Consider the following 21,492-nt stretch of genomic DNA (forward strand, 5'->3'; position numbering starts at 1 on the left):
TTTTTTAAAATCCTCTATTAAAAGAAATAAAGGTGATCAATATGACCGATAAAAAGGAAGATATTCAAATTGTCATTATTACAGGAATGTCTGGAGCGGGAAAAACAGTTGCTGTTCAAAGCTTTGAAGATTTAGGGTATTTTTGTGTCGACAATTTACCTCCTGCTCTCATTCCGAAATTTATAGATCTTATTGAAAGTTCTGGCGGTAAAATGAACAAAGTGGCTTTGGTAATTGACCTTAGAGGACGTGAATTCTTTGATCACTTCTTTGAGGTAATTGATAAATTAGGAAGCACATCTCATTTACATTTAAATCCGCAAGTGTTGTTTCTAGATGCGAAGGATGCGAAGTTAGTCCAGCGTTATAAGGAAACACGCCGGTCCCATCCATTGGCACCGAAGGGATTACCACTAGAAGGAATTAAAGCTGAACGTGAAATGCTTGAAGAGTTAAAAGGAAGAGCGCAACAAATTATAGATACGACAGACTTAAAACCGATTCAATTACGCGAGAAAATTAGTCAACGATTTTCAAATGAAGAGCAAGCTCTTTTTTCAGTTAACGTTATGTCCTTTGGCTTTAAGTATGGCATACCGATTGATGCCGATCTTGTATTTGATGTTCGTTTCTTGCCCAATCCTCACTATATTGACCATATGCGTCCGAAGACTGGGCTTGATGAAGAAGTATCTTCGTACGTATTAAAATGGTCTGAAACCCAACAGTTTATAGAAAAACTTCGGGATTTACTCGCATTTATGCTTCCGCAGTATAAGCGTGAAGGTAAGAGTCAGTTAGTGGTCGGAATTGGATGTACAGGCGGTAAACATCGTTCCGTGACGCTAGCTGAGTATTTTGGGGAATATTTTTCCAATGAATATGTCGTCCATGTAAGTCACCGAGATATTGATAAAGGAAAGGATAGACACTAGTGAAAAAGAAAAAGGTCGTTGTCATCGGGGGAGGAACAGGGTTATCCGTTCTGTTACGTGGGTTAAAGACGTTTCCAGTGGATATTACAGCGATTGTGACCGTTGCAGATGATGGTGGGAGCTCAGGACGGTTGCGAAAAGAGCTAGATATACCACCACCTGGAGATGTGCGAAATGTCCTTGTCGCTTTAGCGGAAGTCGAACCGTTAGTAGAACAATTATTTCAACATCGTTTTAAAAATGGGGATGGTCTAAGTGGTCACTCTTTAGGAAATCTACTTCTTGCGGGAATGACTTCGTTAACAGGTGATTTTGCTAGAGGAATTAGTGAGCTTAGTAAAGTATTAAATGTTAGAGGAAAAGTGTATCCTGCGGCCAACCAAAGTATTGTGCTGCATGCCAAAATGTCGGATGGTACAGTAGTCAGTGGGGAATCTAAAATTCCGCAAGTGGGTAAACAGATTAAGGAAGTTTTTGTGACGCCAGCTAATGTATCCCCGTTAAAGGAAAGTATCGAAGCAATTCAGTCTGCCGATAGCATCGTCATTGGCCCTGGTAGTCTTTATACAAGCGTCCTTCCGAATTTGCTTGTGCCAGGCATTGCGGATGAAGTAAAAAAGGCAACGGCTAAAAAAATATATATATGCAATGTTATGACTCAGCCTGGGGAGACCGATCACTACAGAGCATCTGATCATGTTCGGGCGATTGTAGATCATTGCGGCAATCAGCTTCTAGACTATATAATGGTGAATCAACAAATAATTCCTAAAGAAATCATTTCTCACTATGCGGAAGAGGGAGCTGAGCCTGTTGAATTCGATAGTCAACAACTCCAGTCTTACGGAATTCGTATTGTAAATGAGTCATTTTTACATTATAAAGATAAACTAATTAGACATGATGCAAACAAAGTAGCTCAAATGATTTTACAGCTAACATAATTTTAGCCTGAGTTTGAGAAAGATGGGGGTGAGACTGTTGTCGTCATTTGCTGCAACTACAAAAAAAGAGCTCACTCAATTAGAAGGCAATGAATGTTGTGCACAAGCTGAGTTAACGGCTCTAATTCGAATGAATGGTTCTCTTGCATTTAATAATCAAAAAATGATGTTAGATATTACGACAGAGAATGCCGCAATTGCGAGAAGAATCTATACACTGATAAAAAGGTTATTTCCGCAAACTCATATTGAATTACTCGTACGAAAAAAAATGCGATTGAAAAAAAATAATGTCTATTTAGTGAGAATTTCGCAAGAAGCAAGGAAAACTCTTGAGAATTTAGGTATTATAGGTGAAGGATTTACTTTTATACGCACAATTTCTTCTGCTATTGTAAAGAAACATTGTTGCCGTCGTGGTTATTTAAGGGGAGCATTTCTAGCAGGTGGTTCAATAAATCATCCTGAAACTTCCTCCTATCATTTAGAAATTTTTTCACTGTATGAAGAGCACAATGAATCATTATGTGAGTTGATGAATTCCTTTGGTCTAAATGCAAAAACATTAGAACGAAAAAAGGGGTTTATTACGTATATCAAAGAAAGTGAAAAAATTACAGAATTCCTAAATATTATTGGAGCCCATCAAGCTTTGTTGTATTTTGAGGACGTTCGCATTATGAAGGATATGCGAAATTCGGTTAACCGACTCGTCAATTGTGAAACAGCAAACTTGAATAAAACAGTGGGTGCGGCACTAAGGCAAGTAGAAAATATTCGCTTAGTGGATCGTGAAATTGGTTTAGTTAATCTACCAGGGAAGTTAAGGGAAATTGCTGAGCTACGGGTCAAGCATCAGGATGTGACTTTAAAAGAGCTAGGAGAAATGGTGTCCACCGGAAAGGTAAGTAAATCGGGAGTCAATCATCGTCTTCGTAAAATAGATGAGTTAGCGGATCGAATTCGCTCAGGTAAACAGATAACAGGATTCTAATTAGAGTCTAAGGTTTAGCGATTTCTTAATCTTGATTGAACAAGAACTGAAAAATCAAAAAGATAATGAATAATTAGACATAAAAGGAGGTAGTTCAGTTGATTGAAAAACAAGTTGAAGTTAAGTTGAAAACAGGTCTTCAAGCTAGACCAGCAGCTCTATTTGTCCAAGAGGCAAACCGTTTTTCCTCAAATATTTTTATCGAAAAAGGTACAAAAAAAGTTAATGCTAAAAGTATTATGGGAATCATGAGTTTGGCGATCGGTAAAGGCGTTGCGATTAATGTTATTGTTGACGGAAAAGACGAAGAAGAAGCAATTGCAGCACTCGAAGCATTTGTACAAAATGAAGACTGACTAAAAAATCTGAGCGACGACACTAGGTCCAGCTCAGTTTTTTTTTGTGTAGACCATTTCGTATTATAGACCAAAATATTTCCAGTAAGAGGAAATATTTTGGTCTAAAGCAGAAATTAGAGCTTATAACTGCCAGTAAAAGGTAAAAATCTAATCTAAAAGCAAAATTAGCGTTAAACATTTCCAGTAAGAGGAAGCAATTCGATCTAAAACGAAAATTAGAGCTCGTAACTACCAGTAAAAGGAAGAAATTTTATCTAAAAGGAAAGATATCGCAAAAAAAATTCCAATAAGAGGAAATATCTCGGTCTAAAGCAGAAATTAGAGCTTATAACTGCCAGTAAAAGGTAAAAATCTAATCTAAAAGCAAAATTAGCGTTAAACATTTCCAGTAAGAGGAAGCAGCGCTTCAATCTAAAACGAAAATTAGAGCTCGACACTACCAGTAAAAGGAAGAAATTTCATCTAAAAGGAAAGATAGCGCAAAAAAATTCCAATAATAGGAAAAATTTCATCATAAAAAGCTTTAGATTAAAATCACCATTAGAAGGATATTGATCATCGCACCCGCATCCGAACCGCCTATACACATACTTCAATATCCTCTTCCAATCATGTACCTTTCCAACGAAAACGAACCCCCTAGCCGCAAAAAGAGGAAAGGGGGTTCGTTCATTTGCTTAGGATGATGTATCGAAGCTTGCTATACATCATTCGTTAAGTTGTGAATTTATTATTTTGCGTTTGATGCTGAGATGACAGTATCAATTAAGCCGTATTCTTTAGCTTTTTCAGCTGTCATAAAGTTATCACGATCCGTGTCTTTTGCGATAACCTCTAATGGTTGACCTGTGCGTTCTGCCAAAATTTTATTTAAGTGTTCACGCATTTCGATGATACGCTTTGCGTGGATTTGAATGTCAGATGCTTGCCCTTGAGTTCCACCAAGTGGTTGATGGATCATGACTTCACTATTTGGAAGTGCAAAACGCTTTCCTTTTTGACCAGCAGCTAGTAAGAACGCACCCATGGAAGCTGCCATACCGATACAAATGGTCGACACTTGAGGTTTAATGTAGTTCATTGTGTCGTAAATCGCCATACCTGATGTAATAGAACCACCTGGACTGTTAATGTATAGTGAAATATCTTTTTCAGGATCTTCAGCTTGTAGGAAAAGTAGTTGTGCTACGATTGAGTTAGCAACATTATCATCTATTGCGCTTCCTAGCATAATAATACGGTCTTTTAATAAACGAGAATAAATGTCGTAAGCACGCTCACCACGGTTTGTTTGTTCGATAACTGTAGGAATTAAATTCATAATCATATCCTCCTTAGTATTCATTAATTAAAGTAGTCTTTTTCCCTTATTTTTAGTTTGTTTTACTTATGTATATCATACTTCAATGGTCAATAAAGGTCAAATAATAACTACTCAGTTATACTATACTATTTCTCCTTTTTTACTTTCATCCCTCTTTAATCATTGCCGAAAATTAAAAAAAACAAACTTTATTTGGCGTATTGGTTAACATTTTCTCTTTACAGAAACGAAAACAGTTCATAAACTATAATAAGAGACTATAAAATAGATGTAGATACGAGTCGTTTTTTAAAATGTTTACTATAACAGGAAAGCGCTTACAGTTTAGGGATGAACTTTATGTGCAAATAAGGGGAGAGTAGTTATGAGAATGGATGTTGGTCTTTTTCAACAACAGACAACTGGATTATATATGACCAAAGAACTTCGGCAAGCGATCTCACTCCTGCAGTATTCAATGATTGAGTTGACACAGTATATACAAGAGCAGGCTTTAGAAAATCCACTCATTGAGTTAGAGGATAACTTTCAAGGTGAGGTCACTAGAAAAGAAAAGCAAAGAGAAGATATAGATGATCGACAATGGGAAAGTGGATACAAGGAACAAGAAGTATCCCCTCTCGATTTTGTCAGCAGTGATCGTTACAATTTACATGATCACCTTCTATACCAAGCTAAATTTCTAGATCTAAATGAGTCTAGTTATGAAGCGCTTCGTTATTTCATTCTTCATGTTAATGATGACGGATATTTAAGTGAACCTGTGGAGAAAATGACTGAGGAATTAAAGGTATCAGAAGAAGAAGGCGAATTATTGTTGATGTTGTTGCAAAACATGGAACCGACTGGTGTTGGTGCAAGAGACCTACAAGAATGTCTCTTATTGCAACTAATGAAAAGAAAAGATCGCAACCAGCTAGCGGAAATTATTGTAGAACATCACATGAAATTGTTAGCTGAAAAACGTTGGAAAGAATTGTCGAAGGAATTGTCAGTAACACTTCAAGAAATTCAACAAGTTTATGATTTAATCCAAACCCTTCAACCACGACCAGGTGTGAATTATACGGATGATTTACCGAAATATATTCAACCTGATGTGAATGTTGAGGAAATCGAGGGTGAATTAGTCGTGCTCGTCAATGACGACTTGCTTCCGAAAATTCAATTAAATAAACAATATCAGCCTCTATTACATGATAAAAGTTCTGATGCTAATGAATATGTTCGAAAGAAATATGAACAAGTTCAATGGTTGTTAAAAAATATAAAGCAACGTCAAGTGACGTTATACCAAGTTACAGAAGCTATTGTCCGGCATCAGAAAGAATTCTTTTATAAAGGTCCTGAAGCACTTAGACCGTTAACATTACGGCAAATTGCCGAAGAGATTGACGTCCATGAGTCCACGGTTAGTCGGGTGACATCTAATAAATACATGCAATCTCCTCGAGGGCTCTTTGAACTCAAATACTTCTTTACGACTGCTTTATCGAATGGGAATTCTGGAGAAACGTCTTCATCTCATGCAAAAGAAGTGATAAAATCATTAATTGAGAAAGAAGATAAGCGCAAGCCGTTATCGGATCAAAAAATTGTAGAGGCCTTAAAATCTCAGCATCAAATTGAACTGTCTAGGAGAGCTGTCGCTAAATATCGAGATGAGATGAAAATTCAATCATCGTCTAAGCGCAAGCGTTTCGAATAGTGGAGGTAGCAATGGATAAACTAAAAGTAACGTTCTACACAAAAGAAAATTGTTCTTTATGTGATAATGGATTAACGGTTTTAAAAATCATCCAAGAAGGTGTACCATTTGATATTGAAATGATTGATATTTATAAAGATGATGAGTTACTCGAAAAATACCAAGTGATGATTCCTGTCGTTTCTGTAGATGGAGAAGACATTGATTATGGAATTTTATCAGAAGAAAAGATAAGAAACCGTTTACTTTCAGTTTCCAAAAAAAATTAACTTGAATTAAAGATCATTTCCTTGGTACAATAAAGGAGTTGAGAGGTTTTGATCTTTTTTTTACCCTAAACGGGACACATTTTGTCACTAAGGGACATATACTGTCCCTATAAAAGGGAATGTATAACAACAGAAGGAGAAAAAGGATGAATAATCTTTTTGACATTCAACAAAAACTTTTGCCTGATTTACTCGAAGTTTTGTTGAAGCGTTACAGAATACTCCAGTACATTCGTTTGATGGAACCGATCGGACGAAGAAGCCTCTCTTCTAATATGGACATTAGCGAAAGAATATTACGTGGTGAGGTTACCTTTCTAAAAGACCAACGTTTAATACATGTTGGAAGTGCAGGAATGAATTTAACGAGTGAAGGTAAAGATTTACTCCTAAAACTCGAAGGGATGATGAAAGATTTATTAGGATTGAAAGCTCTTGAACAACAACTTGAGCATGAGTTTCGACTTGATAAGGTCATCGTAGTTCCTGGAGATAGTGACCAATTTGATTGGGTCAAAAAAGAGATGGGCCGTGCTTGCGTTCACTATCTAAAAAAGCATGTTGATCTTCACTCAACGGTGGCTGTTACAGGTGGATCGACAGTAGCTGCAGTATCTGAAATGATGAGTTCAGATTTCCAAAGAGATGATTTATTATTTGTACCAGCAAGAGGCGGAATTGGTGAAGAAGTGGAAAATCAAGCGAATACGATTTGTGCTCAAATGGCAAGACAAACAGGATCTTCGTACCGATTATTACACGTACCTGACCAATTAAGCGAAGAAACGTACTCGTCTTTAATAGCTGAACCATCTGTACAAAGTGTGTTGGGCACAATTACCTCAGCATCAGTCGTTATCCACGGTATCGGTGAGGCAAAATCGATGGCACAGCGCCGCGGAGCTTCTGAAGAGCTTTTACAAAAGCTAATTGTTAACAAAGCAGTGGCTGAAGCGTTTGGTTATTATTTTGGTCAATTAGGAGATATTATTCACAGGGAACGTACAATAGGTCTTCAACTCGAACATCTAGATCATGACAAGCAAGTGATCGCGATTGCAGGTGGCGCTTCAAAAAATGGAGCCATTTCTGCATACTTAAAAAACGGCAAAAGCCGCATTCTTATTACAGATGAAGGTGCAGCAAAAAAAATAATAAATATAAATAATATAAAACCGCTATAAATGCGTGGGACTTCATTGCAACAAAGTGTGAGCTTTCAAAGGAATTTTATTGCAAGTTTTTATAACTAAGGAGGAAGATAATAATGGCAACAAAAGTGGGAATTAATGGATTTGGACGTATCGGTAGACTAGTATTTCGTGCAGCACTTAAAAACCCGAATGTAGAGGTAGTAGCGATTAACGATTTAACAGATGCTAATATGCTTGCTCACCTTTTAAAATACGACTCAGTTCACGGAAAGATTGACGCAGAAGTAACCGTAAATGGTGAAAGCTTAGTGGTAAACGGCCAAGAAATTAAAGTTATTGCAGAACGTGATCCTGCACAATTACCTTGGGGCAACCTTGGTGTAGAAGTTGTTGTTGAGTCAACTGGACGTTTCACAAATCGTGAAGATGCAGCGAAACATATAGAAGCTGGAGCGAAAAAAGTAATCATCTCAGCACCAGCAAACAATGAAGATATTACATTGGTTATGGGTGTTAACCATGATCAATATGATGCAGCGAGTCACCACGTTATTTCAAACGCATCGTGTACGACAAACTGCTTAGCGCCTTTTGCTAAAGTATTAAATGATAAGTTTGGTATTCGTCGTGGAATGATGACAACAGTTCACTCGTACACGAACGACCAACAAATTTTAGATTTACCACATAAAGATTACCGTCGTGCTCGTGCCGCTGCGGAAAATATTATCCCAACAACAACGGGTGCTGCAAAAGCTGTTGCACTAGTATTACCTGAGCTTAAAGGGAAATTAAACGGTGGCGCAATGCGTGTTCCTACGCCTAACGTTTCATTAGTAGACTTAGTAGCAGAATTAGATAAAGAAGTAACAGCTGAAGAAATAAACAATGCATTTAAAGAAGCTGCAGAAGGTGAATTAAAAGGAATCCTTGGTTATAGCGAAGAGCCATTAGTATCTGGTGACTATAACGGTAACCCAAATTCTTCAACCATCGATGCACTTTCAACGATGGTTATGGAAGGAAACATGGTTAAAGTGATTTCTTGGTACGATAACGAATCAGGATATTCGCACAGAGTTGTAGATTTAGTTGAATATATGGCAAAACAAGGACTATAATCTTCTATAGTGAAAGTTTTGGTAAGGGAGGGGAAAAGCACCAGCAGTTCTTTCTCCCTTTTTCTAAATCTTTCTAAATGTTCAATTCAAATTGAGGGGGTTCACACGAAGTGAATAAAAAGTCAATTCGCGATGTTGAATTAACAGGAAAGAAAGTATTTTGTCGTGTCGATTTTAATGTCCCAATGAGTAACGGACAAGTTTCTGATGATACAAGAATTCGTGCGGCATTACCAACGATCGAGTATCTAGCTGAACAAGGAGCAAAAGTCATCTTAGCGAGCCACCTTGGTCGTCCAAAAGGACAAGTCGTAGAAGAGTTACGACTAGATGCAGTTGCTAAGCGCCTAAGTGATTTACTGCAAAAGGAAGTAAATAAAACTGATGAGGCATTTGGTGCTGAAGTGGAACAAGCTATTTCATCGATGCAAAATGGAGACGTCCTTCTTTTAGAAAACGTTCGCTTTTATGCAGGAGAAGAAAAAAATGCAACAGAGTTAGCTCAGCAATTTGCTGCACTTGCTGACCTTTATGTAAACGATGCGTTCGGAGCGGCTCACCGTGCTCATGCTTCAACAGAAGGAATTGCCCATCATATCCCAGCCGTTGCAGGGCTTTTAATGGAAAAAGAATTAGAAGTGTTAGGGAAAGCTCTATCGAATCCTGATCGTCCGTTTACGGCCATTATTGGTGGAGCAAAAGTAAAAGATAAAATTGGAGTTATCGATAATTTACTTGATAAAGTCGATAATTTAATTATCGGTGGTGGCTTAGCGTATACGTTCGTGAAAGCGAAAGGCTATGAAATTGGCCAATCATTACTCGAAGCTGACAAAATCGATTTAGCAAAACAATTTATCGAAAAAGCTGAACAAAAAGGCGTGAAATTATATATGCCAGAAGATGTTGTTGTAGCGAATGAGTTTTCAAAAGATGCAACAACACAAGTTGTAGCGATCGATGAAATTCCAGCCGATTGGCAAGGTCTAGATATCGGTCCAAATACAGTCGATACGTATCGCAAAGTCATTTTAGATTCAAAACTAGTCATTTGGAATGGCCCAATGGGTGTATTTGAATGGGATGCATTTGCGAACGGTACGAAATCTGTAGCGGTAGCACTTTCAGATGCGAGTGATACGTTCACGGTTATCGGTGGTGGAGATTCTGCGGCAGCTGTTGAAAAATTTGATTTAGCTGAAAGCATGAGTCACATTTCAACGGGCGGTGGCGCATCATTAGAGTTTATGGAAGGAAAAGACCTTCTGGGAGTTGTCGCTTTAAACGATAAGTAATCAAGAAAGGATGTTCATATTGCGTAAACCAATCATTGCAGGAAACTGGAAAATGAACAAAACGATGGGGGGAGCTCTTCAATTTGTAGATCAAGTGAAAGGAAACGTTCCGTCAAGTGAACAAGTCGACTCCGTCGTTTGTGCACCAGCACTATTTCTTGATGCTCTTGTGAAAAGCGTTGAAGGAACTGAGCTGAAAGTTGGAGCACAAAATATGCACTTTGAAGAAAGTGGTGCGTTTACTGGAGAAATTAGTCCAGTAGCGTTGGCTGATGTTGGCGTAAATTATGTGATTATTGGTCACTCCGAGCGCCGTGAAATGTTTAATGAAACGGATGAAACGGTCAATCAAAAAGTAAAAGCAGCATTCTCCCATAATCTTGTACCAATTATGTGTTGCGGGGAAACGCTTGAGCAGCGTGAAGCAGGGCAAACGAATTCACTCGTTGGTGAACAAGTACAAAAAGGGCTTGCTAGCCTTACAGAAGATCAAGTGAATCAAGTTGTTATCGCCTATGAGCCAATTTGGGCAATTGGAACAGGTAAATCATCTTCAGCAGAAGAAGCAAATGAGACATGCGCCCATGTACGTAAAGTAGTTGCCGAAATGTATTCACAAGAAATAGCAGATGCTGTTCGCATTCAATATGGTGGTAGTGTGAAACCAGCGAACATTGCAGAATACCTTGGCCAAAGCGATATTGACGGCGCACTAGTAGGAGGAGCAAGCTTAGAAGCAGACTCATTCTTACAGCTTTTGGAGGCAGGGAAATGAGTAAGAAACCGGTGGCACTGATAATCCTAGATGGGTTTGCCTTAAGAGAAGAAACAAAGGGGAACGCGGTAACGCAAGCCAAAAAGCCGAACTTTGATCGCTATTGGGATTCATATCCTCATTCGACGTTAAAAGCATCGGGCGAAGCGGTAGGTTTGCCTAAAGGGCAAATGGGCAATTCCGAAGTTGGCCATTTGAACATTGGAGCAGGACGGATTGTATATCAAAGTTTAACGAGAGTGAATTTGTCTATCCGTGAAGGTGAATTTTTTGAGAATCAAACATTCAATCAGGCAATGGATCATGTGAAAGAAAAAAATAGCAGCTTACATATTTACGGACTTCTTTCCGATGGCGGCGTTCATAGTCATATTGATCATTTGTTTGCCTTACTTGAGATGGCCAAAACAAAAGGATTAGAACGAGTTTACATTCATGGTTTTTTAGATGGCCGTGATGTTGGACCGACTACCGCAGAAGTGTATGTTCGTGCGCTTAGTGAAAAAATAGACGAGCTTGGTATCGGAAAAATAGCAACGATTCATGGAAGATATTATGCGATGGATCGTGATCAGCGTTGGGAACGAGTGGAAAAGTCATATCGAGCGATGGTATATGGTCAAGGTCCTTCTTACCAAAGTGCACTCGAAGTATTAGAAGACTCGTACAACAATAAAATTCACGATGAATTTGTCTTGCCATCTGTCATTATGGATGAAAATAATCAACCGACTGGAACGATTGAAGATAATGATGCGATTATTTTCTTTAACTTTCGACCAGATCGTGCAATTCAAATGTCTCAAGTTTTTACAAATGAAGATTTCAGAGGGTTTGATCGTGGAAATGCATTCCCGAAAAACCTTCATTACGTATGTTTAACGCATTTTAGTGAAACGGTACAAGGTTTCGTCGCGTTCCAACCGACGAACCTAGATAATACTTTAGGTGAAGTGCTTTCACAACAAGGATATAAGCAACTTCGAATTGCAGAAACGGAGAAATATCCGCATGTAACGTTCTTTTTTAGTGGTGGCAGAGAAGAACCATTCACTGGTGAGGAACGAATTCTAATTGACTCACCGAAAGTAGCTACATACGATTTACAACCAGAAATGAGTGCGTACGAAGTAACAGATGCTCTCCTACAAGAAGTTGAAGCGGACAAGCATGATGCGATTATTTTAAACTTCGCCAATCCTGATATGGTAGGACATTCGGGTATGTTAGAGCCGACAGTTAAAGCGATTGAAGTAGTCGATGAGTGCTTAGGCAAAATCGTCGATGCGATTACTAAAAAGGGCGGACATGCGATTATTACAGCGGACCATGGAAATGCCGATGAAGTCATTACTTTAGATGGTGGGCCAATGACAGCACACACTACCAACCCAGTACCTGTGATCGTGACAAAAAAAGACGTGGAGTTACGAGAAGATGGGATTTTAGCTGATCTTTCTCCGACACTTCTTCACATACTGGGTGCGGAACAACCGAAAGAAATGACAGGAAAAACATTAATTAAGTAAATTTTGTTACATTTTTATGTTTGTTAGAGGGTTTTAATGTTTAATCACGAATGATGAATAGGCATTAACGGACATCCTAGAAATGGATACAAAACTGGAAATTATTATTGTTAAAAACGAGGAGATGACGATAAAATGACAATGATTACTGATGTTTATGCACGTGAAGTTCTAGACTCTCGTGGAAATCCAACAGTTGAAGTAGAAGTATATTTAGAATCTGGTGCAATGGGTCGCGCTTTAGTACCAAGTGGAGCGTCTACTGGTGAGTATGAAGCGGTAGAACTTCGTGACGGTGGCGACCGTTTCATGGGTAAAGGGGTACAAAAAGCGGTTGAGCACGTAAACGAAGAGATTGCTCCTGAACTTATTGGCTGGGATGCTTTAGACCAACTTGGCATCGACCAACATATGATCGAGCTTGATGGTTCAAGCAACAAAGGAAAACTAGGTGCGAATGCGATTTTAGGTGTTTCGATGGCTGTTGCACGTGCAGCTGCAGAAGCTCTTGGTATGCCGCTATATATGTACTTAGGCGGTTTCAACGGAAAAACGTTACCAGTACCGATGATGAACATTTTAAACGGTGGCGAGCATGCAGATAACAACGTTGATATTCAAGAATTTATGGTAATGCCAATCGGTGCAGAAACGTTTAAAGACGGACTTCGCATGGGAACTGAAATTTTTCATAATTTAAAATCTGTTTTAAAAGGAAAAGGCTTAAACACAGCGGTTGGTGACGAAGGTGGATTTGCACCGAACCTTTCTTCAAACGAAGAAGCTCTACAAACCATCCTTGAAGCGATCGAAAAAGCGGGTTATAAGCCAGGTGAAGAAGTCGTTCTAGCGCTTGACGTTGCTGCTTCAGAGTTATATAGAGACGGCAAATATCACCTTGATGGTGAAGGTGTTGTAAAAACATCTGAAGAAATGATCGATTTCTATAGCGACCTTGTTGGTAAATACCCAATCATCTCTATCGAAGACGGTTTAGATGAAAACGATTGGGATGGATGGAAGAAACTTACGGATACACTTGGAGAAAAAGTTCAGTTAGTGGGTGACGATTTATTCGTTACCAATACTGAAAAGCTTTCTGAAGGAATCGAAAAAGGTGTAGGTAACTCGATCCTTATCAAAGTAAACCAAATCGGTACATTAACGGAAACGTTTGATGCAATTGAAATGGCAAAACGTGCAGGCTACACAGCGGTAATCTCTCACCGTTCGGGTGAAACAGAAGACAGCACGATCGCTGATATTGCCGTAGCAACGAATGCTGGACAAATTAAAACAGGTGCTCCTTCCCGTACTGACCGTGTGGCCAAGTACAATCAACTTCTTCGCATTGAAGATGATTTAGCAAACGTTGCTAAATATGGTGGGAAAAAAGCATTTTATAACTTAAATAAATAATGAATTTATTAAAGAGGCTGAGACTTTGAATTCAGCCTCTTTTTACATGGATAAGAAAAGGAGCTAAGTTTGTTCATCAATTTAAGATTAAAAAAGCAAAAGCGGTCACTATGAGAGCGTTATAGTGACCGAACCCAAAGAGAAAAGGTCAAAGCGGTAACTAAGAAAGCGTCATAGTGACCGAACCCGAAGAAAAAAAGCAAAAGCGGTAACTATGAAAGCATCATGGTGACCGAACACGAAGAAAAAAAGCAATAGCAGTCACTAAGAAAGCGTCATAGTGACCGAACCCAAAGAGAAAAAGCCAAAGCGGTAACTATGAAAGCGTCATAGTGACCGAACCCGAAGAAAAAAAGCCAAAGCGGTAACTATGAAAGCGTCATAGTGACCGAACCCAAAGAGAAAAAGCCAAAGCGGTAACTATGAAAGCATCATGGTGACCGAACACGAAGAGGAAAAGTCAAAGCGGTAACTATGAGAGCGTTATAGTGACCAAACCCAAAGATAAAAAGCCAAAGCGGTAACTAAGAAAGCGTCATAGTGACCGAACCCAAAGAGAAAAAGCCAAAGCGGTAACTATGAAAGCGTCATGGTGACCGACCACGAAGAGAAAAAGCCAAAGCGGTCACTATGAAGTAACCATGGGTGACTAGGTAGTAGTGAAATATAATGAGGGTAACTATCGACATATCGACAAATTTAATTGTTCATTAAATAAATGTGGGTATAATGCTATTGAGAAGTAGTTGCCACAAGTATTGCTTTTATGATAAATTAGTATAAGCGCATACTGTGCTTGGAGGTGGATCATTCAGTGCAAATGTTAATGTTCGTCTTATTAATTATTGTTTCAATCGCCCTAATTGCTGTTGTTTTATTGCAAGCGGGTAAGAGTGCAGGTCTTTCTGGAGCAATTTCTGGTGGTGCAGAACAACTATTAGGGAAACAAAAAGCTCGCGGTATCGATGCAGTTCTTGCACGTGCAACAGTCGTCCTTGCAGTATTGTTTTTTGTTTTAACTATTGCGGTAGCATACTTTATGTAATAATCCAAAAGCAGCTGAAGCAATCTTCACTGCTTTTCTTTATACTTTAAGAAGGGAACCATTCAATCAAGTATAAAGTATAAGAAAGGACTACGATTTTCACTGTTTACAGTGCGAGATCGTACTTTTCAATTCGTTGAGAAAACTCGGCAACTTTGTCGGGTTTTTATTATAAAATTTTAAACTGGAAAAATAGACCAATCTAGAAATGTTTTGGTTTTGCCATAATACGCTTTAAAAAAGTCATTTTAGAGGATGATCATTTTTGGCGATTATTAATCGTGTATACTGCAATACTATTCTTTATTCGAAAGTAGTATTTATCCCGTTTAACTGGCGCTAAGACTCCCACTTCAAGGCTTTGAGGGCAACAAGAAAGGCTAAGTGGGAGATAAGCGCCAGTAACAAGTAGTGAACACAGACTAAGTTCGCCACGTCCTGTGGCAACGTCTGTGTGACCCACCTCGTGTGGGCCCCAACTAACAATCAGTGGGGGATGAAAGAAAACCCCCACTGATTGAAGTTTCACTTTATGTCACGGTGAAAATGAATGTATGAATTTGGGAAGATTCGGCTACGAATTTTTCCCTTCACTTTTAATAGAGAACGCAACTTCAGGTGAAACTAAAGAATAGATTGAGGTCTGTGAAATGAAAAGGTAGGTACGAACGTATGAAAATAGTTGCTCCAAAACCATTTACATTTGAAGGTGGAAAGCGAGCGGTATTGTTGCTCCACGGTTTTACAGGGAATACGGCGGATGTGAGAATGTTAGGGAGGTATTTGCAAGAACAGGGATACACGTGTCATGCTCCTTTATATAAAGGACATGGGGTCCCTCCCGAAGAGCTCGTCCATACAGGCCCTGAAGATTGGTGGCAGGATGTTGAAGCAGGCTACAATTTCCTAAAAGAACGGGGTCATGAAAAAATTGCGGTATGTGGACTTTCGCTCGGAGGTGTATTTTCGTTAAAAGTCGGCTACACTTTACCGGTAAAGGGTGTCGTGCCAATGTGTGCCCCGATGAATCCAAAAACGGAAGTCGCGATGTATGAAGGCGTACTTGAATATGCGAAAGAGTACAAGCGTCGTGAACAAAAGAGTGAAGAACAAATTGAGCAAGAGATGAGGGAGTTTAAGCAAACCCCGATGCAAACATTAAAAGCTTTGCAGCAACTCATTAATGATGTACGAGAGCAGTTAGACTATATATATGCCCCAGTTATGGTCGTACAAGCTCGTCATGATGAAATGATTGATACTAATAGTGCAAATATTATATATGAGCACGTTGAAAGTGATAAGAAAGCAATTAAATGGTATGAAAACTCGACACACGTTATTACGCTAGACAAGGAAAAGGAACAATTGCACGAAGATATCCTACAGTTTTTAAATAAATTAAACTGGACTGAATCGTAAGAATAAAAGAAAGGAGTGTAAGAATATGACTGAAGAAAAAATTCAACACCTCTTAGAATTTATGCGGGAAGAGGCTTATAAACCATTGACCGTTACCGAGCTAGAAGAGGCATTCGGATTAAAAGACTCAAGTGAATTTAAAGAATTTGTTAAAGTTTTAAACACGATGGAAGAACAAGGACTGATCGTTAGAACTCGAAGTAATCGTTACGGTGTTCCTGAACGAATGAATTTAATCAAAGGTAGAGTGCAAGGAAATGCGAAAGGTTTCGCCTTTATTATTCCAGAGGTACAAGGAGAAACAGATGTTTATGTATCGCAAAGCGATTTAGGAGGAGCAATGAATGGAGACACGGTACTCGTTCGTTTGCACCCGAAATCGACTGGAACGAGACCAGAAGGAAGTATTATTCGTATTATCGAGCGGGGAATGCAGCAGATCGTTGGTACATATATGGACCACGAACAATATGGAATGGTTGTCGCAGATGACAAACGGATTCCGAATAACATCTTTATACCAAAGACCGCTTCAAAAGGAGCAGCAGAAGGTCATAAGGTTGTTGTTAAAATTACTAAATTCCCTGAAGGGCGTAACAGTGCTGAAGGGGAAGTCACCGAAATATTAGGGCATAAAAACGACCCTGGAATTGATATTTTATCCATTATTCACAAACATGGATTACCGCAAGAGTTTCCGCAGGATGTCCTAAATCAAGCGGAGGGTGTTCCTGACGAAATTGATCCTGAAGAAATAAAAAATCGCCGCGACCTGCGTGATAAAACCATTGTAACGATTGATGGTGCCGATGCAAAGGACTTAGATGATGCAGTTAACGTTGAAAAATTAGAAAACGGAAACTATTTGCTAGGCGTTCATATTGCTGACGTCAGTTATTACGTGAAAGAAGGATCGCCTATTGATGTGGAAGCCGAAGAGCGTGGTACGAGTGTTTATTTAGTAGACCGCGTTATTCCAATGATCCCGCATCGTCTATCGAATGGGATTTGTAGTTTAAATCCAAAAGTCGATCGCTTAACTTTATCTTGTGAAATGGAAATTACTCCAGACGGACAAGTGATCGCTCATGATATTTTCCAAAGTGTCATTCGAACGACAGAACGGATGACGTATACTGAAGTGAGAAAAATTTTACAAGATGAAGACGAAGAAGTACTTCAGCGCTTTGAGCCGCTCATTCCGTTTTTTAAACAAATGGGCGAATTAGCTAACATCCTTCGTAAAAAACGTTTTGAACGTGGTGCGATTGATTTCGATTTTAAAGAGGCGAAAGTATTAGTAGATGAGGAAGGCAAGCCAACAGACGTTGTCATCCGCGAACGGTCCGTAGCAGAGCGGTTAATTGAAGAATTTATGTTAGCGGCAAATGAAACGATTGCCGAACATTTTCATTGGTTAAAGGTTCCGTTTATTTACCGTATTCACGATGATCCGAAAGAAGATAAACTTAATAAATTTTTAGAATTTATTACGAACTTCGGATATGTTGTACGTGGTACGGCAAATTCAATTCATCCACGCGCTTTGCAGCAACTTCTTGAAGCGGTTCGCGGCGAGCCTGAGGAAACGGTCATTAGTACCGTAATGCTTCGTTCGATGCAACAGGCAAAGTATAACCCTGAAAGCTTAGGTCACTTTGGGCTTTCTACAGAGTTTTACACGCATTTCACATCACCAATTCGTCGTTATCCTGACTTAATTGTGCATCGACTGATTCGCACATACTTAGTCGAAGGCAAGACGGATGAAAAGACGCAAAGTCATTGGAAAAACCGTTTGGATGAAATTGCGAAACATTCATCGGAAATGGAACGTCGCTCGGTCGATGCTGAACGTGAAACGGACGAAGTGAAAAAAGCACAATATATGGAAGATAAAATTGGTGAGACATTCACGGGAATGATTAGTGGTGTGACGAACTTTGGTATCTTCGTTGAGCTTGAAAATACAATCGAAGGTCTTGTTCATGTGAGCTATTTAACCGATGACTATTATAGTTATGACGAGCGCGCGTATGCTATGATTGGTGAACGCACAGGTAATGTGTTCCGTATTGGGGATGAGCTTGAAGTTCGTTGTATAAACGTCAATGTTGAAGAATCATCGATTGATTTTGAAATTGTGGGTATGAAAGAACCGAAGAAACGAGACCGAAAAGTTTCACCTCAAGTTATCGTTGGACCGAAACGCGGCAAAAAAGCTGGTGGTGGAAAAGAAGGACAAACTGGACAAGACAAAGACAAGAAAAATAAAGGCAAACGTAAGAAAAAAGGCTTTTATGAAAATGCCCCTAAGAATAAACGAAACAAAGGTAAAAAGAAAAAACGTTAACCGAGAGTTGTTTACTTGGGGAGTTTAAGTAAGGAGACGGCAATGATGTTTGCCGTCTTTTTAGATTGGCGTGCATATAGTTGGAGTGAGTGAGTTCGCTTATCTCTTCAAATAACGATTTTTCTTTAAAATAGACCTGAGTTTGCCGATAAGCGAAGTTCCAAGACAAAGCGTCAACTGGCCAGCAAGTTGCTTTTTAGCTGCTGTCACTGCATGGATTATGGGTGCTTGTTAACTATAAAGCCGCTTGCTTTATTTAGCACTTTACTATGAATTATTATGGGGATTTGATATAATAGTAAAAATGACGACAAAAATTGGTAGGTGTATGAGAAATGGCGAAAAAAGACAGTAATGTCATTGCTCAAAATAAAAAGGCATCCCATGACTATCATATAGAAGAAACGTTTGAAGCAGGGATGGTACTGCAAGGCACAGAGATCAAGTCGATCCGTGCAGGTAAAATGAACATAAAAGATGCTTTTGCAAAAATACAAAATGGTGAAATCTACTTATGGAATGCACACATTAATACTTATGAGCAAGGAAATCGATATAACCACGATCCGTTAAGGACGAGGAAGTTATTGCTTCATAAAAAGCAAATTAACCAACTTATCGGAGCTTCTAAAGAACAAGGCTACTCTATCGTTCCATTAAAAGTATATATTAAAAATGGTTTTGCAAAAGTTCTAATTGGACTAGCGAAAGGGAAGAAAAAGTTCGATAAGCGTGAAGACTTAAAGAAGAAAGATGCAAAACGTGAGATTGAACGTGCCTTCCGCGATAAGCAGAAAGTATAACACAAGTGCCTTTGTAAGCCATGTTGTTCTACATTGTGTGAGTGAATTGCATATGGGATAATTTGTCATTTGAAAATTGGTGTAGATATGCTATAATGTAATTCCAGACGGCGAGATGATCGCTTCTGGATTACAACTGGCTCATATGCCTAACTTCTGTTTTTAGCTGCTGCGTCTGAATAAGTCGTGTATGCTATTTCTAATCTGGGGACGTTTTGGATTCGACAGGGGTGGGTTGAGCTTAAGTTGCGAGTCGAGGGGGTCGGCCTCGTTAAAACGCCAACGCCTATAACTGGCAAAACTAACAATAACTTCGCAGTAGCAGCTTAATAGCGCTTTGCGGTTCCACCCTCCATCGCCCATGTGGTAGGGAACGGGACTCACTCTAAGTGGGCTACGCTGGCTGTCCTCCGTCTGGGGACGAAGGAAGAGAACAATCAGACTAGCCTTACTGAAGCCTGTTACTGGGCCGAAGTAAGTGCGAAATGCTAATACAGTAACTACACTCGTAGAAGCTTAAGTATCGACATTCTTGGACGTGGGTTCGATTCCCACCGTCTCCACCAAAATAACGTGAAAAAGACCACCGTGTTAGGTGGTCTTTTTCTGATTCTTTTACTGAATTTGAAAAAACTTTTCCTCAAAGGCTTTCTTCGCTTTAAGTAATTCCTCTTTATAGTCTTTCTGTATGACTTTCTATTGCTTAAACAATTCCAAACGCATTACTTAAACACAATTATTAAGCTCCTTGTTCATTCGGATCAACTCGTCCTCCGCGCCCTTTTTCCTCACGACGCAACTGCAACACTATCCATGTAACCATCAGAAGGGCGATTAAAATAAGTCCACATATCGTAATGACAATGCCATACCACTCGTAATGTTCCCATATAACACCACCACTCGTTCCAATCACACTAGAGCCGAGGTAATAGCAAAGTAAATATAAAGAAGCGGCTTGTGATTTATAATTAGTCGCTAATTGTCCAACCAGGCTACTTGCAATCGAATGACTGCCAAAAAAGCCGAATGTAAAAACCGCTAACGCTAGTAAAATTAGCCATATATTGGAACTTAACGTTAATAAAGCACCAAGAAGCATAATTAATATCGTGACTGGTAAAGTTTTAGGTTTCCCAAAATGATCACTGACTCTCCCCATAAACGTTGAACTAAAAGTTCCGACAAGATAAATTAAAAAAACGAGTCCAATTAGTGTTTGACTTAGAAAATAAGGGGGAGCCATGAGTACAAAACTAATATAATTGTAAACCGTGACAAACCCGCCCATCAGAACAAAAGAGATCGTATAAAGTCCGAGAAGTTTTCGATCTTTTAAATTGTGAAGCAATGATGGGACTATTTTTGTTAATGTATACTTGCTTCTGTTTGAATGGACATCTTCGGGTAAAAGGATCCAAAATAAAACACTTAATAAGACACTAATTCCACCGATGACGCCAAGTGCGGCTTGCCATGACAACCAATCCGTTAATGCCCCTGTAATTAATCGGCCAGATAATCCACCAACTGTTGTTCCGCTTACGTAAATTCCCATTACAACACCTAATGTTTTGGGATGAAATTCTTCACTTACATACGTCATCGCAATGCCTGGAAAGCCTGCAAGAGCAATTCCTTGTATGGCACGTATGACAAGTAAGCTCGAAAAGTTCGCGCTAAAGGCAGATAAAATACAAAGGATAGAAGAGATGACTAGTGCCCACGTCATCATTTTTTTTCGTCCCGTCGAGTCTGAAACAATAGAGGTAATTAACATGGTCACTGCTAAAAATCCAGTCGTTACAGAAAGGGCAAGACTAGCCACTGCAGGGGTAACCTCAAATTGCATTGAAAAGATCGGAATCAAAGTTTGCATTGAATATAAAATCATAAAGCTAACAAAGCTCCCTGAAAACAGAGCAAAAATCGTTTTGTAATAATTTGAATGCTTTTTTTCAATATAGTCCAATGACATTCTTCTCCCTTAAATATAAAGTTAATGAAAAGAAATTTTCTTTTTACCTATTAAAGCAAGCTCAA

At 39.0% G+C, this 21,492-nt stretch carries 18 protein-coding genes and 1 other RNA gene; 17 read left to right on the top strand and 2 right to left on the bottom strand.

Annotation, left to right across the window (positions count from 1 at the left end; all coding sequences use genetic code 11):
- Window positions 1–41 precede the first annotated feature (41 nt).
- From rapZ to BK574_RS20760, 4 genes are all read left to right on the top strand, one after another.
- Window positions 42–935 (top strand): RNase adapter RapZ, encoded by an 894-nt coding sequence (gene rapZ / locus BK574_RS20745; protein ID WP_078429931.1) that lies wholly within the window; start codon window positions 42–44, stop codon window positions 933–935.
- Window positions 935–1,879, top strand: a complete 945-nt coding sequence (locus BK574_RS20750; RefSeq protein ID WP_075386988.1) for a gluconeogenesis factor YvcK family protein — start codon at window positions 935–937, stop codon at window positions 1,877–1,879. Before rapZ ends, BK574_RS20750 begins: the two co-directional genes overlap by 1 nt.
- A 37-nt stretch (window positions 1,880–1,916) precedes the next feature.
- A complete protein-coding gene (whiA, locus tag BK574_RS20755) occupies window positions 1,917–2,873 on the top strand; it encodes a DNA-binding protein WhiA (RefSeq protein WP_238458063.1) in 957 nt (318 codons plus the stop codon).
- A 98-nt stretch (window positions 2,874–2,971) separates the two neighbouring features.
- On the top strand, window positions 2,972–3,229 hold the full coding sequence (locus tag BK574_RS20760) for an HPr family phosphocarrier protein (protein ID WP_075386990.1): 258 nt from the start codon (window positions 2,972–2,974) through the stop codon (window positions 3,227–3,229).
- 733 nt (window positions 3,230–3,962) lie between these two features.
- Here BK574_RS20760 and clpP read toward each other — a convergent pair.
- Window positions 3,963–4,559 carry an ATP-dependent Clp endopeptidase proteolytic subunit ClpP gene (clpP, locus tag BK574_RS20765; protein ID WP_274379181.1) on the bottom strand — a complete coding sequence of 199 codons (597 nt, stop codon included), beginning with the start codon at window positions 4,557–4,559 and terminating at the stop codon, window positions 3,963–3,965.
- A 361-nt stretch (window positions 4,560–4,920) separates the two neighbouring features.
- Here clpP and rpoN point away from each other — a divergent pair, with 361 nt between their 5' ends.
- The 13 genes from rpoN to ssrA all read left to right on the top strand — a co-directional run bounded on the left by rpoN (window position 4,921) and on the right by ssrA (window position 20,015).
- On the top strand, window positions 4,921–6,264 hold the full coding sequence (rpoN, locus tag BK574_RS20770; protein ID WP_075386992.1) for an RNA polymerase factor sigma-54: 1,344 nt from the start codon (window positions 4,921–4,923) through the stop codon (window positions 6,262–6,264).
- Window positions 6,265–6,275: 11 nt separating this feature from the next.
- Complete coding sequence (locus BK574_RS20775) at window positions 6,276–6,533, top strand: glutaredoxin family protein (RefSeq protein WP_078429933.1); 258 nt, start codon at window positions 6,276–6,278, stop codon at window positions 6,531–6,533.
- 146 nt (window positions 6,534–6,679) lie between these two features.
- Window positions 6,680–7,717: a sugar-binding transcriptional regulator gene (locus BK574_RS20780; protein ID WP_078429934.1), complete on the top strand. Its 1,038-nt coding sequence runs from the start codon at window positions 6,680–6,682 to the stop codon at window positions 7,715–7,717.
- Window positions 7,718–7,800: 83 nt separating this feature from the next.
- Window positions 7,801–8,808: a type I glyceraldehyde-3-phosphate dehydrogenase gene (gene gap, locus BK574_RS20785; protein WP_078429935.1), complete on the top strand. Its 1,008-nt coding sequence runs from the start codon at window positions 7,801–7,803 to the stop codon at window positions 8,806–8,808.
- 110 nt (window positions 8,809–8,918) lie between these two features.
- Window positions 8,919–10,103 (top strand): phosphoglycerate kinase, encoded by a 1,185-nt coding sequence (locus BK574_RS20790; protein ID WP_078429936.1) that lies wholly within the window; start codon window positions 8,919–8,921, stop codon window positions 10,101–10,103.
- Between the two features lie 19 nt (window positions 10,104–10,122).
- On the top strand, window positions 10,123–10,878 hold the full coding sequence (tpiA, locus tag BK574_RS20795; RefSeq protein WP_078429937.1) for a triose-phosphate isomerase: 756 nt from the start codon (window positions 10,123–10,125) through the stop codon (window positions 10,876–10,878).
- Complete coding sequence (gene gpmI / locus BK574_RS20800; RefSeq protein WP_078429938.1) at window positions 10,875–12,407, top strand: 2,3-bisphosphoglycerate-independent phosphoglycerate mutase; 1,533 nt, start codon at window positions 10,875–10,877, stop codon at window positions 12,405–12,407. The genes tpiA and gpmI overlap by 4 nt, the downstream gene beginning before the upstream one ends.
- Window positions 12,408–12,542: 135 nt before the next feature.
- Window positions 12,543–13,826, top strand: coding sequence for a phosphopyruvate hydratase (eno, locus tag BK574_RS20805; protein WP_078429939.1), 1,284 nt, complete (start codon window positions 12,543–12,545; stop codon window positions 13,824–13,826).
- A gap of 820 nt (window positions 13,827–14,646) precedes the next feature.
- The gene (gene secG / locus BK574_RS20810; RefSeq protein WP_420797000.1) at window positions 14,647–14,871 is read left to right on the top strand and encodes a preprotein translocase subunit SecG; all 225 of its coding nucleotides are present in this window, start codon (window positions 14,647–14,649) and stop codon (window positions 14,869–14,871) included.
- A gap of 672 nt (window positions 14,872–15,543) precedes the next feature.
- A complete protein-coding gene (locus tag BK574_RS20815; protein ID WP_078429940.1) occupies window positions 15,544–16,293 on the top strand; it encodes an alpha/beta hydrolase in 750 nt (249 codons plus the stop codon).
- Window positions 16,294–16,318: 25 nt separating this feature from the next.
- Window positions 16,319–18,646 (top strand): ribonuclease R, encoded by a 2,328-nt coding sequence (gene rnr / locus BK574_RS20820; protein ID WP_078429941.1) that lies wholly within the window; start codon window positions 16,319–16,321, stop codon window positions 18,644–18,646.
- A 335-nt stretch (window positions 18,647–18,981) separates the two neighbouring features.
- On the top strand, window positions 18,982–19,449 hold the full coding sequence (gene smpB, locus BK574_RS20825) for an SsrA-binding protein SmpB (RefSeq protein WP_078429942.1): 468 nt from the start codon (window positions 18,982–18,984) through the stop codon (window positions 19,447–19,449).
- A gap of 206 nt (window positions 19,450–19,655) precedes the next feature.
- Window positions 19,656–20,015, top strand: a transfer-messenger RNA (tmRNA) gene (gene ssrA / locus BK574_RS20830).
- 173 nt (window positions 20,016–20,188) lie between these two features.
- Here the strand turns inward: ssrA and BK574_RS20835 are convergent.
- On the bottom strand, window positions 20,189–21,421 hold the full coding sequence (locus BK574_RS20835; protein ID WP_238458064.1) for an MFS transporter: 1,233 nt from the start codon (window positions 21,419–21,421) through the stop codon (window positions 20,189–20,191).
- Window positions 21,422–21,492 lie beyond the last annotated feature (71 nt).

It is taken from the genome of Alkalihalobacterium alkalinitrilicum (genome assembly GCF_002019605.1).
Classification (GTDB): domain Bacteria; phylum Bacillota; class Bacilli; order Bacillales; family Bacillaceae_F; genus Alkalihalobacterium; species Alkalihalobacterium alkalinitrilicum.

Coding starts and splice junctions, on each gene's coding strand:
- BK574_RS20780 (WP_078429934.1), top strand. CDS start 6,680: ATGAATAATCTTTTTGACATTCAACAAAAACTTTTGCCTGATTTACTC.
- BK574_RS20775 (WP_078429933.1), top strand. CDS start 6,276: ATGGATAAACTAAAAGTAACGTTCTACACAAAAGAAAATTGTTCTTTA.
- eno (WP_078429939.1), top strand. CDS start 12,543: ATGACAATGATTACTGATGTTTATGCACGTGAAGTTCTAGACTCTCGT.
- rpoN (WP_075386992.1), top strand. CDS start 4,921: ATGAGAATGGATGTTGGTCTTTTTCAACAACAGACAACTGGATTATAT.
- secG (WP_420797000.1), top strand. CDS start 14,647: ATGTTAATGTTCGTCTTATTAATTATTGTTTCAATCGCCCTAATTGCT.
- BK574_RS20815 (WP_078429940.1), top strand. CDS start 15,544: ATGAAAATAGTTGCTCCAAAACCATTTACATTTGAAGGTGGAAAGCGA.
- smpB (WP_078429942.1), top strand. CDS start 18,982: ATGGCGAAAAAAGACAGTAATGTCATTGCTCAAAATAAAAAGGCATCC.
- rnr (WP_078429941.1), top strand. CDS start 16,319: ATGACTGAAGAAAAAATTCAACACCTCTTAGAATTTATGCGGGAAGAG.
- gap (WP_078429935.1), top strand. CDS start 7,801: ATGGCAACAAAAGTGGGAATTAATGGATTTGGACGTATCGGTAGACTA.
- gpmI (WP_078429938.1), top strand. CDS start 10,875: ATGAGTAAGAAACCGGTGGCACTGATAATCCTAGATGGGTTTGCCTTA.
- rapZ (WP_078429931.1), top strand. CDS start 42: ATGACCGATAAAAAGGAAGATATTCAAATTGTCATTATTACAGGAATG.
- clpP (WP_274379181.1), bottom strand. CDS start 4,559: ATGATTATGAATTTAATTCCTACAGTTATCGAACAAACAAACCGTGGT.